Annotated in this window: 13 protein-coding genes and 1 pseudogene; 7 read left to right on the top strand and 7 right to left on the bottom strand. The window is 55.2% G+C overall.

The features are described 5' to 3' along the window. The first annotated feature begins 152 nt into the window (after window positions 1–152). The 3 genes from CNQ84_RS13545 (at window position 153) to CNQ84_RS13535 (ending at window position 2,611) form a co-directional block, all read left to right on the top strand. Window positions 153–647, top strand: a complete 495-nt coding sequence (locus tag CNQ84_RS13545) for a disulfide bond formation protein B (RefSeq protein WP_036989863.1) — start codon at window positions 153–155, stop codon at window positions 645–647. Window positions 648–763: 116 nt separating this feature from the next. Beyond that, window positions 764–1,648: a LysR family transcriptional regulator gene (locus tag CNQ84_RS13540; RefSeq protein WP_096005390.1), complete on the top strand. Its 885-nt coding sequence runs from the start codon at window positions 764–766 to the stop codon at window positions 1,646–1,648. Window positions 1,649–1,885: 237 nt separating this feature from the next. Next, window positions 1,886–2,611, top strand: coding sequence for a hypothetical protein (locus CNQ84_RS13535; RefSeq protein WP_096005389.1), 726 nt, complete (start codon window positions 1,886–1,888; stop codon window positions 2,609–2,611). Window positions 2,612–2,708: 97 nt separating this feature from the next. Here CNQ84_RS13535 and CNQ84_RS13530 read toward each other — a convergent pair whose 3' ends face one another. Further along, window positions 2,709–3,125, bottom strand: coding sequence for a VOC family protein (locus tag CNQ84_RS13530; RefSeq protein WP_096005388.1), 417 nt, complete (start codon window positions 3,123–3,125; stop codon window positions 2,709–2,711). Window positions 3,126–3,177: 52 nt separating this feature from the next. Continuing rightward, the gene (locus CNQ84_RS13525) at window positions 3,178–3,801 is read right to left on the bottom strand and encodes a glutathione S-transferase family protein (RefSeq protein WP_217350099.1); all 624 of its coding nucleotides are present in this window, start codon (window positions 3,799–3,801) and stop codon (window positions 3,178–3,180) included. Window positions 3,802–3,916: 115 nt separating this feature from the next. Here CNQ84_RS13525 and CNQ84_RS13520 point away from each other — a divergent pair, with 115 nt between their 5' ends. After that, complete coding sequence (locus CNQ84_RS13520; protein ID WP_096005386.1) at window positions 3,917–4,804, top strand: LysR family transcriptional regulator; 888 nt, start codon at window positions 3,917–3,919, stop codon at window positions 4,802–4,804. 23 nt (window positions 4,805–4,827) lie between these two features. Here the strand turns inward: CNQ84_RS13520 and CNQ84_RS13515 are convergent, their stop codons facing one another. Next, window positions 4,828–5,775: a LysR family transcriptional regulator gene (locus CNQ84_RS13515; protein ID WP_096005385.1), complete on the bottom strand. Its 948-nt coding sequence runs from the start codon at window positions 5,773–5,775 to the stop codon at window positions 4,828–4,830. A gap of 146 nt (window positions 5,776–5,921) precedes the next feature. On the opposite strand from CNQ84_RS13515, the gene CNQ84_RS13510 reads away from it, so the two are divergent. Beyond that, window positions 5,922–6,311, top strand: a complete 390-nt coding sequence (locus tag CNQ84_RS13510) for a RidA family protein (RefSeq protein ID WP_096005384.1) — start codon at window positions 5,922–5,924, stop codon at window positions 6,309–6,311. 145 nt (window positions 6,312–6,456) lie between these two features. Next, window positions 6,457–7,353: a class A beta-lactamase gene (bla, locus tag CNQ84_RS13505; RefSeq protein WP_096005383.1), complete on the top strand. Its 897-nt coding sequence runs from the start codon at window positions 6,457–6,459 to the stop codon at window positions 7,351–7,353. Window positions 7,354–7,509: 156 nt separating this feature from the next. On the opposite strand, the gene CNQ84_RS13500 is transcribed toward bla, so the two are convergent. The 3 genes and pseudogenes from CNQ84_RS13500 to CNQ84_RS21125 form a co-directional block, all read right to left on the bottom strand. Beyond that, window positions 7,510–7,875, bottom strand: a complete 366-nt coding sequence (locus CNQ84_RS13500; protein ID WP_096005382.1) for a response regulator — start codon at window positions 7,873–7,875, stop codon at window positions 7,510–7,512. A gap of 58 nt (window positions 7,876–7,933) precedes the next feature. After that, entirely contained in the window at window positions 7,934–8,449 is a 516-nt protein-coding gene (locus CNQ84_RS13495) for a hypothetical protein (protein WP_096005381.1), read from the bottom strand. Window positions 8,450–8,460: 11 nt separating this feature from the next. Next, a pseudogene (locus tag CNQ84_RS21125) lies at window positions 8,461–8,763 on the bottom strand (methyl-accepting chemotaxis protein); the annotation flags it as partial. 660 nt (window positions 8,764–9,423) lie between these two features. Between CNQ84_RS21125 and CNQ84_RS13485 the strand changes: the two are divergent. Continuing rightward, window positions 9,424–11,472, top strand: a complete 2,049-nt coding sequence (locus CNQ84_RS13485) for an Hpt domain-containing protein (RefSeq protein ID WP_096005379.1) — start codon at window positions 9,424–9,426, stop codon at window positions 11,470–11,472. A 171-nt stretch (window positions 11,473–11,643) separates the two neighbouring features. Here CNQ84_RS13485 and CNQ84_RS13480 read toward each other — a convergent pair whose 3' ends face one another. Beyond that, complete coding sequence (locus CNQ84_RS13480) at window positions 11,644–13,074, bottom strand: tyrosine-type recombinase/integrase (protein ID WP_096005378.1); 1,431 nt, start codon at window positions 13,072–13,074, stop codon at window positions 11,644–11,646. Between the last annotated feature and the right edge of the window lie 490 nt (window positions 13,075–13,564).

The raw sequence follows: 13,564 nt of genomic DNA, 5'->3' as shown, positions 1-13,564 counted from the left end.
TACAAGCTCTCCCAAACGACTGTATTAGAGAGGGTTTGATAATCATCGCATAGCCGGGTAGGTCGATACCTCTCGGCTTCGTTATTTGCAAAAGGGAGGGGGCCGATGTGAGGCGCTACAACCGGGCCCTTTTCAGGAGCCAAAAACAACAGATGTCAGGTGGTCGCAGGGTTCTGCTTGCGACCGTAATATGTTCCTTGGCCGCCGTGGCGGTGGCTTTGCTATCGCAGTATCTCTTCGGCATGGAGCCATGCGCATGGTGTGTTCTGCAAAGGGCACAGTTCCTTGCCATTGCTTTCGTATGTGGTTTGGCGCTCATGATGCGTCGCCCAGCATTGCAGCTGCTATTAAGCATTCTGGCCTTACTGTTGTCGTTGGCGGGAATGGCGGCGGCGTTGTGGCAGCATTTTGTGGCGAACAACGCATTTTCGTGCAGCTTGACCTTGGCTGACCGAATCATTTCTGGCTTGGCCTTGGATCGACTGATGCCCGCAGTGTTAGCCCCACGTGCCGGCTGCGCCGAAGGCGCCGTTGACCTGTTGGGGATTCCCTACGAGCTATGGAGCCTGGCGTTGTTTTGCATAATCACAGCTGGGCTCGGGGTGGCGATTGTGGAGATGCGCCGCTCTGAGGCGTCTCGTATCTGAAGCAGGCGTATTACGCTATGCCATCTTCGCCATATTTTGGGCATGGCCGAGAGCCCTGAATTCACGCGTGTTCCCAAGACAAAAATCAACGTGTCAATAATAAAAGTGAAGGCGTGATGAATATACGGCACCTCAAATGCTTTTTAGTCTTGGCAGAGGAGCTGAATTTTACGCGTGCGGCGGAAAGATTGCATATTGAGCCATCACCGCTTTCGAGGACAATAAAGGAACTTGAGTCCGAGTTGGGGGTTTTGCTTTTCAAGCGAGACCGTAGGGGTACTTGTTTGACTTATCCTGGCACGGTCTTCCTCACCGAGGTAAAGCGTGTGTTTGTGACACTCGACAATGCAAGGCAGAGCGTACAAGCCGCAGCTTCCGGTTATCGCAGTACGCTGCGAATTGCTCTGTCCGATGGCGCAGCGGTGCCACATCTGGCGGCGATTCTTGCTCATTTCCGAGCAGATTTACCAGATATTGTGATAAGGGCCACTGAGGTGCCTTTATTTGAGCAGTTGCTCGGCTTGCGAAATGAAGTTTTTGATGTTGGCTTATCGCGTTCAAAGGATGTTGGTGACTCAATTATTGCAAAGCCGATCTGGCGTGACTCACTGGTGGCAACGTTGCCAGCGCGTCATCCGCTGCTGGCCTACCAAAAGATTCCTTTAAACGAATTACTGCACTACCCGTTAGTGATGTCCCATCCCGAACTTCACGCTGGGTACAATCAGCAAGTCAGGCATATCTTGCGCAGTGCAGATACAGAGCTATCAGTAGCTGAGCATGTGACCTCGATGGATATGTTGTTGACGCTAGTCGCAGCGGGGTATGGGCTTGGCCTGGTTCCACTCTCTCATCTGGAAATATCAAATCATCCGCAGGTTGTGGTACGCTCGCTGGATATTGAATGCTCCGCGCTTACGACCTATTTGCTGACACCCGCGACTAAACCATCACCGCAGCTGGCAGCGTTTATTGAGTATGTACTGGAAACCGTAAAGTAGCGGGGAATGCTTTCGCGAAGCGATCCAAGCGGATAAACAGCGCTGCCGGATGATGGCAATTGAGCGACGGACGTCTGCATAGATATAGCTTTCGGCTACGATGTATCCCCTCACGGCCCTGACAGAAGCATGGCGGCATGCGAGTCAATTATGATTGTTTTTACTTCAGCCGGTAAATTGTAGGGCGAGACTTGGCGGTGCGCGGTGTTTGAGTTGAGTAATTGAGCAGGACATTACATGGCAGTAGCTTATTACGCGCCGGGTGAGCATCCGGACGGTTTTGTCGGTTTCCATGTGACAGCTGAATTCGGTGATAACTTCTATCAGCGTCATTTCAATACCTATTCTGCAACAGAGCAGTCTGATGCAGATGTGTACTTCTTGTTTCGTCGTCTGGAGGCAGAACTACAGAACCTGGAGTGGGAACGGGATAGCCTGCATTATCACTACGAGCGCTTCGTATCGGAGAACGCACCCAATACGCAACCCGAGTGCGGGGTAGGGGTGCATGGCATTACCGCTGCGTTTACTCGCCGGGGCAGGGGGCAATGGCGGGCCTGCTTCAAGGTAGATCGATTTCACTCCGGCACAGCCCCTCGCCAGCCAGCACGGCTATTCACTTTTTCTGAACCTTATTCTCAGGTTTGGGAAGAGGCAGTGGCGTTCTGGGCGCAAGAGCATGGGGTATATGCAAGCGATATGGATCGATTGCTCGAAAGCCCGCCAGACCCAGAACAGTTCAAGCGTTTGCGCCGACAGATGAATGAAAGGGAAGGATGTGACATCCCTGTGGAGGTGCTGTCCCCCGTTTTTGCTGAGCAGCGGAGCGAGCTTTCTAGACAGCGTGCCGTATTGAAAGCCAAGGAAATGAAGCTGGAGGTAGGATTACCATCACCCCTGGATAAAGACATTCAGGAGGAAATGGCGGCATGGTTCGAGAGCGTTACTCGCAGCGGCAATTGATAGCTGGGAGCTGGGTATAGAGTCCCTCAACCTTCAAGACAATGTGCTCCGCCTCCTCACTCAGGTAGTTTCTACTATGCCGCGTTGCAGCAGATCATTAGCTGGTTGCACTGAGTATTTCGTTGAATTCCAGCACATTCAGATCGGGATCTCGGATGAAGCAGACGTTGCGGCGTCCGTGGCCCATTACGACCGGCCCCTCGCTTATGCTGATATTTTCTTGTGCGAGCCACGTGACTAGCTTTTCCATGCTGTCAACAATGAAGGCTGCGTGTGTATAGCCAGGCCGCTTGATCGGTGCGTCAAGAAGCACATTGCCTTCTTTGGCTGGCTCGCCATTGTAGATAAGATGGATCCGCAATCCGGTTGGGTGAACCAGGCCGCAGGCCCTCGCGGCAGGATCGAGCTCCTCGGGGGCACGGGTAAATCCCAGCTTCGCATAAAAGGCTTCCGCGATGGCAAGATCGGTAACACGAATACCAATATGATCCAGACGCAGGGTGTCAAAGCGCATGTTGAGGCTCCTGATTGAATAGTTGTATCAAGTACGATGATAGAAACTCAGCTCAGCTTTCGAGGCCGGCACGGGTGCGTTGAAAAGGCGTAAAACCAGGCAGCGCTTCAACCTGCCGCAACCAGGTGAGTACCCTGGGGTAGCCGGATATATCTACATTTCCTTCAGGTGCTCGTTCCACGTAGCTGTAAAGCGCGATGTCGGCAATGCTGGGGTCGTCAGTTCCGGCGATCCAGCGCTGATCTTTCAGTGTTTGCTCCATGACAACCAGAGTTGCATGTGCACGTTCAATCACCTCCTGTGGATCGAAGGGGGCGCTAAAAACAGTGATGAGCCGTGCGGCACAAGCACCATAAGCAATCTTGCCGGCCGCGACTGAAAGCCATCGCTGTACATTGGCTTCAACGACAGGATCAGTGGGTAGCCAATGAGACGGCCCAACTTTGCGTGCGGCATAAACAAGAATGGCGAGTGAATCTGCGATGATGATGCCATCGTCATCAAGTACCGGAACCTCGCCAAAAGCATTCAGTTCAAGAAACGCCAGTTGTCGGTGAGCGCCGGCAGCCAGATCGACTTCAATCAGCTCGTGATCAATGCCTGCTAGTGAGAGAAAAAGGGCGGCGCGATGGGCATGTCCTGACAAAGGGTAGTGGTAAAGCTTCATGACATTCATCCTGTTGTTAATGATGAGCCCATTATGTCTATCATCTTAGAGCGCGATAATCTGTTGATTCTGCATTTCATTGTTGCTATTTCTACATGCAATGTCCTCGTCCAACGGAGAAGTGATGGACAAGCTGCGAACCCTAAGAACATTCATCTGCGTGGCTGAGCACGCCAGCTTTGCTGAAGCGGGACGGCAGATGAACATGTCACCGACCACCGTCTCGCGTGCAATCGCGGCACTGGAGGCTGACCTGGGTGTTCAGTTGTTAAGACGCACAACACGCAGTGTTCGACTGACCGACGAAGGTGCCGAGTTCTTGAGCCGATGCCAATCAGGGATTGCAGATATCGATATGGCATTCGATACCGCCCGAGCTGGCCGTTCAGTACCGCGAGGCACTCTGACAGTGACGGCTCCGGTCATGTTTGGCCGCCTGCATGTGCTGCCAATCGTTCTCGAGTTATTGCGACAGTATCCCGACCTCCAGGTCAGGCTGCTATTGCTGGATCGGCTCGTGCGTATGGTCGACGAAGGGGTAGATGTTGCCATACGCATTGCCGACCTTCCGGACAGCTCGCTTCATATGTTGCGAGTGGGTGAAGTGCGGCCTGTGTTCAGCGCAAGCCCCGCTTATTTGGCTGTGCACGGCAGGCCCACATCGCTGACCGATCTGCGTGATCACGATGTCATCTGGGTAGAGGACGAGACTGGGTCGCATCATGGATGGGGGCCGGACTTTGTCAGGCGATCTGCATATTCGGCGCGACTATTGGTCAATAACATGGATGCGGCCATTGCTGCGGCAGCCGCTGGGCACGGTGTGGTTCGAACGCTTTCTTATCAAATCACTGACCATGTAGCTGCGAACAAACTCGAGTGCATACTGACCGATGACGCAACCCCCGCTCTGCCTATTTCGTTGCTGTTCCAGAGCGGGCGCAAGGGGCATCCGAACGTTCGTGCTTTTATTGAGATTGCAAAGCGACATTTCCTTGAGGCGTCGCTGTAATCGATGCGAGTCCTTTATGACGATCATTCAAGCATGGTTTCGGCGCTGTGAGACGGCCTCGACCCGACAGGATGTTGCTGCTCAATTAACGCGGCAACCCAATCAATAAATACACGTAGTTTCGCACTGACATGCCGATTGGATTGAAATGCGATATACATCGGCATGGGATCCATTCGCCAATCCACAAATAGTGGAATCAAGTCACCACGCTCAACGTGTGGCAGGGCCATGTAGGTGGGTAGCCATAGCGCTCCCAGTCCTGCCATACCTGCTGACAGATATGCGTTGCCATCGTCCACCACCAGCGGGTGATTGCCATGCACGATAAGACGTTCATTACTGCGATGCATAGTGGGTGCAAAGACTCGTCGGGAGCGGGCCCCAAAAAAACCGATGACACGGTGAGAGGGAGCTCCGAGTTCCTTGGGGTGAGCGGGGGTGCCCATTTCCGCCAGATAATCAGGCGAGGCATAAACACCCAATGGTAGGTCACCAACGTGCCGCGCCACCAGCGACTGATTTGTGACCTCGCCACCGCACACCACGCAATCCACATTCTCATCAATCAGGTCGATCACTCGATCGCTGACTCCCAGGTGCAACTGGATATCGGGATATCTGACATAGAATTTCGACAGAGCCGGAATCAGCATCGTGCTGGCAAACGGACTGGGCACGTCTACCCGCAATCTTCCGCGGGGAGACGCAAGGGCGCTGGACAGGCTGGTTTCGGCATCGTCCATATCGGCCAATAACCGCACCACTCGTTCGTAGTAGACGGCGCCATCTGCGGTCACATTCACCTTACGGGTCGTCCTATTGAGCAGCTTGACCCGCAGCCGAGCCTCCAATTGCTGTACAAGCTGTGTCACGGTGGTCCGGCTCATATGGAGGGTCTCGGCGGCTTTGGTGAAACTGCCGGTTTCCACAACGCGGGCGAAAGCCTGCATGGCATCGAAGCGATCCATGATGCTCCTTAAAAACAGCTAATTGTTTGAGTTTAACAAACAATGTTGACCTAGATTGCCAGTTTATCCCTAAAGAAAGGATCTCTAAAGTCTTGGTTATTCTGATCCCCAGCCGGGGTCGATTTGCTAAACATGGAGGAAACCCTATGGCAACTCGTGAGGTTATTTTCCCACCCAAACGTCAGGCGCTCTACGAGAAAAATCGCTACTCTCCGGCGATCCGATCAAACGGTTTTCTGTTTGTGTCAGGGCAGGTCGGGAGTCTGGAGGATGGCTCGCCGCAGCAAGGGCTGAAGGCACAGGTTCGCCAGGCTTTCGACAACTTGAACGCTATCTTGGCAGAAGCCGACTGCAGCTTTGATGATGTGGTGGATGTGACCATATTCATGGTGGATCCCGCGTCCAAGGTCGAGGATATCTGGTCGGTGGTGCCCAACTATTGGGGCGACTCGCCCTATCCGACGCTAACCGTCGTGGGTGTAACCTGGCTCTATGGCTATGACTTTGAGATCAAGGTCATAGCCAAGTTGCCTTAAGGGGGGGCTGAACAAATCCCGCATCACCAGCCTGAGTAAGCTGCTTTTACATAATGGAGAAAAAACAGGCACTATAGAGCGACTAGCCAGAAGCCGGTTACAACACCCAGCGCTACTGGGTTTCGGTTTTCTAAGGGAGCGTTCCGTGATCAGCAGAAGGCATTTTATTGCGAGCTGTGTAGCCGCGACCACACTGGCCGCAGTGGCAAAGAATTTGCCTGATAAGAAGGAGCGATGGGCACCGGCTGACGTAACGGCGCTGAATCTGGCGCTGGCCGAACTGGAGCGAGCCAGCCAAGGACGTTTGGGAGTCAGTCTGCTTGATAGGGGGAGCGGGCAAGTCGCGAGCTATCGGGGCGACGAACGGTTTTTAATGCTGAGCTCGTTCAAGACATTGGCCGCTGCTTACGTCCTGGCACGGTCGGATCAGGGCATAGATCAATTGAGCCGGCGCATATCGATTACCGAGGAGGATATGCTGGAGTACGCGCCTGTAACGCGACGACACATCGGGCCGCGAGGAATGACTTTGGCCGAGCTGTGTCACGCCACTATTACCACCAGCGATAACACGGCGGCCAATCTGATACTCCGCAGCTATGGTGGCCCTCAAGCATTGACCCAATTCATCCGTAGTCTGGGAGATACCATTACTAGACATGACCGCTATGAGCCCGAGCTCAACCAGTCGCATTCAGTCGAACCGATGGATACCACCAGCCCAAATGCCATGAGCAATACGCTCAACACCTTGCTGCTTGGCAGTGCTCTCAAGCCCGAATCACGGCAGTTGCTTCAGTCGTGGCTCATGGCTAACACCACAGGGGATAGGCGATTGCGGGCGGGTGTTCCGCCGAGCTGGATAGTTGGAGAGAAAACGGGCACTGCCGGACTCGGTGCGAATGATGTGGGTTTTATCCAGGCGCCCAGCGGTTCGCCCGTGATAGTGTCAGTCTATCTGGAAACAGACACGATCGCTGCGCCAGAACGCGATCAGATTATTGCGGCTGTTGGGAAGCGGGCGGCTGAATTGATGCTCTGAGGATCCTGCTGTTGATACCCCATAACCAAGGCGTACCGATGTTGGTGTGTGCCACGAGTCTTGTCTTGGTCGAGTGAACAGCTATCGTTTTCCTGACATAAAGTTCTGCCTGAGGGCTGGCCAAGTGGTCCGGTCACCACTGGCCGCCTCTGGATATCAGGCTGACGCCAGCTTGCGGATGGCTCCGATGGTGCTCGGCCCATTGAAGGGTTTGACGATCCAGCCTTTGACGCCAGCAGCTTTGCCACGTTCCTTCATTTTGGGACAGCTTTCGGTCGTCAGCATGATGATAGGGGCCGAGTTGCGCAGTTCGCTGCGGGATTTTTCGGCCATAGTCAGGCCATCCATATTCGGCATGTTGACGTCGCAGATCACCAGGCGGATACCCTGATGGCGCTTCAACTGCTCAAGTCCCTCTCGGCCATCCTGAGCAGTGACCACCTGCAAACCGTTTTGCTGGAGGAAGCCCGCAACATCGTTGCGCACGGTGGCTGAATCATCGACAACCAGAACAAGTGACATGACATTCTCCTGTGAATGCGCTGAGTGAATCCAAATACTGCTGTTGGCCGGTGACGGCCTAGAATAATTCAAGTTCGCCCAGGGCCTCGGGCTCAGGCGTGTTCAACTCCAATGACGACAGGCTCCATGTCTCATCGACCTGCAGCAGCACCAGGCAGGCATGCAGTACGATGCCGTTGGCATCGACACAACGTACCGCCAGAGCCGGAGAGCCGTCCTCCTGCAAATAGGCCACGCAGCCTGACGGTAGAGCGCTGGGGGTCGACATGCCCAGTTCGGGAAGACTCTGACTCAGCTGGCGCTTGAAGGTGCCACACAGGTTATTGGCCAATTCCTGAAGGTGATCATCATCCATCGCGGTGGTGGCCTGGGTGTTGTCCGCCAAGAGACAGATCAGGCTGCGAAAGTTGTAACCGCTCAAGGTCAACATGATCAGTTGGGCATTCTCACAGTGCTGCTGGGAGATCCAGTCGTCGATGGATACCGGATGCACGCCGCTCAGGCTGGTGACGGAGCCCGATACACTGGTGCTGAGTAGGGAAAGTAGCTGTTCGCTGGTCTGTGCGCTGATCATGGGAGCGATACTCAAGCGGCCAGGGAAGAGGGTTGCTGCCGCGACTGTTCACTCAGACTCTCCAGGTTCTGCCTGATATCCTGAATCGCGGTATGTATCATGCGGCTGGCGGCCTGGATATCCTGGAAGGTACCAGTGGTGATCACCGCATTTTGCAGCAGGCTTTGGCGATAGCCGTCATTCAACGCTTCAGAGCGGTGTGCCAGTATCCGAACCTCATCGGCGACAATGGCAAACCCGCGCCCATTTTCACCAGCCCGTGCCGCTTCGATGCTGGCGTTCAGTGCCAGCAGAATGGTCTGTTTGACGATACCGGTGAACTCCTGGCTTTCGCTCTGCATGGCCCGGTTGTGTGTCATGAGCTCATCCAGTCGGTCATTCCATCGATCAAAGGTATGCACAATCTGTCCGAGCCGATCTATATCGTCAGCCAGATCAAGCCACTTCCGATTGAGTTGCTGCGCCTGCTGATACTGCTCCTGCACGGCCTGATAACGGCTGTCCTGCCAGCCATGAACGTTATCTCGTTCCTCGCGAAGGGCTGACAGTTGTAGGTCGTGATCCTGCTGTTGAGTGTCGATCTGCTGCAACAGTTGCTGCTCCCGGGCCTGCAGCGACTGCAACTGCGCGGTCTGCTCGCGATTGCTGGCCTCCAGCAATGTCAGCTCTGCCTGGGTGGTGCGTTGCTTGTCCGTCAGAGTGATCAGGCTCCGACGCTGCTGGTAGTAATACCAACCCGCTCCAGCCAACAATACGGTCTGCAACAGCAGCAGGGTTACGAGAAACACAGCCGGCACCTCATGCAATGATCAGGGAATCTGACAGGTCGTCATGCTAAATAGCGGGTGATGTCACTTTGATGACTTCGAGGTCAAAATGATGGCTTATGGCCAATATTTCTCTATTAGCTTGTCACGTGGCGGAAATGTAGTGGCATTACTATGCCATCAAGCACATGACCTGGTAGCCCGGAAATGACCACCAATACCGCCGCACTGAGCAATCCCCACAGCCCGGATGGCACGACGCCGGGCACGAATGAACATACGACTGAAGAGCGCCGCTTCTACACACCGGAAGATCTCCTGCAAGAGCTGCAGGGGTACGGCACGGCATCGATCCACCGGGCGCTGGAAATCATTCGACCGGTGTCCATCGAGACTGACATGCTGCAGGTGCTGGAAGTGTTTCGTGGCCATCAGCAGGAACACTTTTTCCCAGTCCTGGACCTGGCCGGAACCCCACTGGGTCTGATCCGCGAGCGCAGCCTGAAGAGCTATGTCTACTCCCGTTACGGTATGGCACTGCTGTCCAACCGCGGGCAGTCGCGGCAACTGGACAGCTTTCTGACCCCATGCCCAAGCGCGGAGATCGACGCCACTATCGAGCAGGTATTGCAGGCTGCCCACGCTGTACCCGGCACGGAAGGGGTGCTGATTACTTCAGGTGGCCGTTATATCGGTTTCATTCGCGCATCGGCGCTGGTGGAAATGGCGCATGAGCAGCAGATGGAGATCATTCGTCAGCATAACGCCGAGCTGGATCAGAAGAACCGCGAGATCCAGGCTGTCTTGCAGAACATGCGCCAGGGCATCTGTACCATTCTGCCGGACCTGACCCTGCACGCCGACTTCTCCGCGCACCTGTCCAGTATCCTGGAGCAGGAGGAGCTGGCAGGGGCTGCGCTGATGGACACCTTGTTCAAGCACAGCGAACTTGGCCCCGACGCTCTGCAACAGATTGAAGCGGCGTTGATGGCAGTGCTTGAACAGGATGCCTTCATGTTCGACTGCAACGCCCATCTGCTGCCGACAGAAGTCACGGTCACGCTGGCCGGCCAGCGCAAGATTCTCGAATTGCACTGGAACCCGATGCTCAACGAGCAGGACGAAGTCAGCCGCCTGATGCTGGTCGTGCGCGACCTCAGCCGCATGCGCGAACTGCAACGGCAGGCCGAACAACAGCAGCATGAGTTGCAACTGCTGAGTGAAATCCTCGCTGCTGGAGAGTCACGCTTCACCGCCTTCATGGACGCCAGTGAGCAGCAACTGGCTGTTTGTCGGCAATTGCTCGAAAGCAGCCAGAGCGTGATTGCAGAGGAAGTCCTGACCATCCTGTACCGCCAACTGCACACCCTCAAAGGCAATGCCCGAACACTGGGGCTAATGGCGGTAACCGACAGCCTGCATGATGCCGAACAGGTACTCCAGACCGGCCGGGATTCGGGGACTGAGGTGTCAGTCAGCGCGCTGCAACAAGCCTTGCATCAGGTCAGCCATGACTTCAGCCAGTACCACCTGCTCTATACCAGCCGCCTGCAAGGGTTTGGCCGCGACCGGGATACGCAGATTGTCAGCAACACCCTGTGGCAGCAGTTGCAACAACTGGCCAGCCAGCGCCCGGACAGAGAACTACAGACGCTGCTGCAACAGGCCAGCGGTACCAATCTCAATACCATGCTGAGCACATTGGGCGAGAACCTCGGCGGAGTGGCCGATGAACTGGGCAAGCCCGTACCGCAACTGCTCATCACCCCGGCACTGGCTGATTGTCACCTGAGCAGCGAACAAGCCCAACACCTGAATGACGCCATGGTGCATATACTGCGCAACTGCCTCGATCATGGTATCGAGCCGGCCGACGAGCGCCTGGCACTGGGCAAACCTGGCGCGGGCACCATCCATATCGATGGAGGCGCAGATGGAAAGCACATCACTTTGCGTATCAGCGACGATGGCCGGGGCCTGGCTTTGCAACGCCTGCGTAGCAAAGCTATCGGGGCAGGGCTGTTGCGGGATGATGAGGTTGTCAGCGACGACGAGATTGCTGCATTGATGTTCCACTCGGGCCTGAGCACCGCTGGGCAAGTGTCCATGGTGTCTGGCCGTGGGGTGGGTATGGATGCAGTGCGCAGTAGCCTGACCGAGATCGGAGGCAGTGTCGACGTGGTCTGGGCCGGGGAGGGTAACGACGCCGGCTACCGGCCTTTCGGCCTGGTTATTTGTTTGCCGGTGGGGGGCTGAAGGTTACCTGACTAATTGAACTGGACAGTTGGAACTGTCCTTGTGATGCTACTCAAGCAGCGTTTATACAACCTCAGCGATCCAAGCGTTCCCACTTATGAATAGATAGGTGGACTGGGGAAGATGAGATGTCCGCTTTTCGGGGCGACTCTAGGTCAGCCGGTAACTCGGTTAGGCGCGGCGGAACTCCTGCACGTTGTCGGCAGTCAACAACGCCTCGATTCGCTCCCCCAACAGATGCCAGGCTTCGGCCTTCTCCTTGGCGTAGTCGTAGTGTTGGTAGGTGCCGCGAACCTTGGGGGCTTCAATAACATGGCCTTGGCATAAGTCGATAATGTCGGGCACAACCCCAAGTGATTGCATCATTGTCGAGCCAGTTCGGCGCAGGTCGTGCGGCGTCCACTCTCCATTTGCCCCGCCTGCCAACACCAGTGTGTCGTTATGCTGGCGGCCTGACAGTGGCTTACTGCGGTTCTTGAACCGGCATTGCCGGTCGCCTATCAGCTTGCTGACTGTCTTGGTGTAGACGTGGCTGTCACCTTTCGTGTTGGGGAACACAAAGGGCGTTGCGCCGGTCAACTTGTGCAACACTTCGAACTGACGCCGGGCAAAGGGTGACAGGGTGACGTTGTTATCTTTACGTTTGCGGTGCCGACCTTTGGTGTTAGCTGCAGGAATGAACCACGTCCCGGCCTCCAGATCGATGTGCTGCCACTCGGACATAAGCAGTTCGCCGATACGGCAAAGGGTGCTCAGGCAGATCCAGACGGCGCATTGCACATGCTGATTTACCGGGCGAATGCCGGAATACTTTTGCCCCTTGGGAAGGGCCTTATAATCGCTCTCCAGTTTGGCGAATATGTCGCGCAGCTCTCGAACTTCAGCGGGCGATAACGTGCGGTCGCGTACTTCGTTGTAATCCGCGTCTAGCAGCTTGAGGTCATCCAATACCTTCGGTGTCATCAGGTCGGCGGGGTTGCCGTCCGCCATTAGACCGCGCCAAGGCTTGTGCTTCTCAGCCCAGCGCAGCATCTGACGCATGTCATTGTTCAGGATTACCAGCGTTCTGTTCAGCCCGCGCTTCTTCGCAGTGCGCAGAACGGATAGTAGGTCTTGCTTGGACAGCTCCCGAATCATCTTCTTACCGATAACGGGTAGCACATCCTTGGCGAAGCTTCGGCGCAGCTCTGCATTGGCATCCTCGCGGCGCACGCCATCGATTAGCCAGGCTTCGAATAAATCAGTGACGGTTAGGTTCTCGGCGGCTTGACGTTCGGACTCGGCAATGGTTGCAGCTATGGCTGCCTGCGCTTCGATTCTGGCGGCTTTCTTGGCCGCTCCGGGGTCGATACCTTGGGAGACGGTGGCTTTCGCTAGATCACGCTCTGTTCGAAGCTCAGCCAATGTTTTCTTGGGCCATGACCCGAGGGAGTAGTCGTGCTTCTTGCCCCCAGCAAACCACTCATAGCGAAACGCTACGGTGATGCCGCGTTTGCCTGCACGCACCTTGGTAACTATCCCATCCGGCTCACGCCTTACCTTGCCATCATCGGAGGTGGTGAGCGATTGCAGCTCCTTGATTGTCCATCTCGTCGTTTTCATCTATCAGCCCTTAGATTCAGCGCCTTTCGTTTTTACCCCATTTTTACCCCATGATATTTCGTGGCTTACCATGGATTTGGGTGGAGCAGTATGGATGATGGAATAGCCTGTATGCAGCGTAGCTACTAGGCTTCAGTCTGTCTACCGGGGTTTTTTGGCGTCCAGTGAGATATGGTAAATAATAGCATGGGGTGCAAGGGGTCGAGTGTTCGAATCACTCCGTCCCGACCATATTTTAAAGAAGGATCAAGCACTTAGCGGCTTGGTCCTTTTTTTACGTCCGGACGGCGCAAAGCTGGCGCAAAATGCGCGCAAAACTCAGCCAGTGATCTTAGCGATATCCAAGTCGGATACCGCGTCAGCCCATACCATTTCCGCATTATCCCGCCGATAGCCCTCCGCCATCTCTTTGGTGACATGGCCGCCCGACTTGGTTGCTGCAGTTTGCCCCTCCGAGACTATATTTACGTGTGTATCTCAAGCGCCTCGC

Source organism: Pseudomonas abyssi (genome assembly GCF_002307495.1).
Lineage (GTDB): Bacteria > Pseudomonadota > Gammaproteobacteria > Pseudomonadales > Pseudomonadaceae > Halopseudomonas > Halopseudomonas abyssi.
The sequence above is the reverse complement of the archived record's forward strand: the minus strand, read 5'-3'. Positions and strand labels throughout refer to the sequence as shown.

Coding starts and splice junctions, on each gene's coding strand:
- CNQ84_RS13545 (WP_036989863.1), top strand. CDS start 153: ATGTCAGGTGGTCGCAGGGTTCTGCTTGCGACCGTAATATGTTCCTTG.
- CNQ84_RS13540 (WP_096005390.1), top strand. CDS start 764: ATGAATATACGGCACCTCAAATGCTTTTTAGTCTTGGCAGAGGAGCTG.
- CNQ84_RS13535 (WP_096005389.1), top strand. CDS start 1,886: ATGGCAGTAGCTTATTACGCGCCGGGTGAGCATCCGGACGGTTTTGTC.
- CNQ84_RS13530 (WP_096005388.1), bottom strand. CDS start 3,125: ATGCGCTTTGACACCCTGCGTCTGGATCATATTGGTATTCGTGTTACC.
- CNQ84_RS13525 (WP_217350099.1), bottom strand. CDS start 3,801: ATGAATGTCATGAAGCTTTACCACTACCCTTTGTCAGGACATGCCCAT.
- CNQ84_RS13520 (WP_096005386.1), top strand. CDS start 3,917: ATGGACAAGCTGCGAACCCTAAGAACATTCATCTGCGTGGCTGAGCAC.
- CNQ84_RS13515 (WP_096005385.1), bottom strand. CDS start 5,775: ATGGATCGCTTCGATGCCATGCAGGCTTTCGCCCGCGTTGTGGAAACC.
- CNQ84_RS13510 (WP_096005384.1), top strand. CDS start 5,922: ATGGCAACTCGTGAGGTTATTTTCCCACCCAAACGTCAGGCGCTCTAC.
- CNQ84_RS13500 (WP_096005382.1), bottom strand. CDS start 7,875: ATGTCACTTGTTCTGGTTGTCGATGATTCAGCCACCGTGCGCAACGAT.
- CNQ84_RS13495 (WP_096005381.1), bottom strand. CDS start 8,449: ATGATCAGCGCACAGACCAGCGAACAGCTACTTTCCCTACTCAGCACC.
- CNQ84_RS13485 (WP_096005379.1), top strand. CDS start 9,424: ATGACCACCAATACCGCCGCACTGAGCAATCCCCACAGCCCGGATGGC.
- CNQ84_RS13480 (WP_096005378.1), bottom strand. CDS start 13,074: ATGAAAACGACGAGATGGACAATCAAGGAGCTGCAATCGCTCACCACC.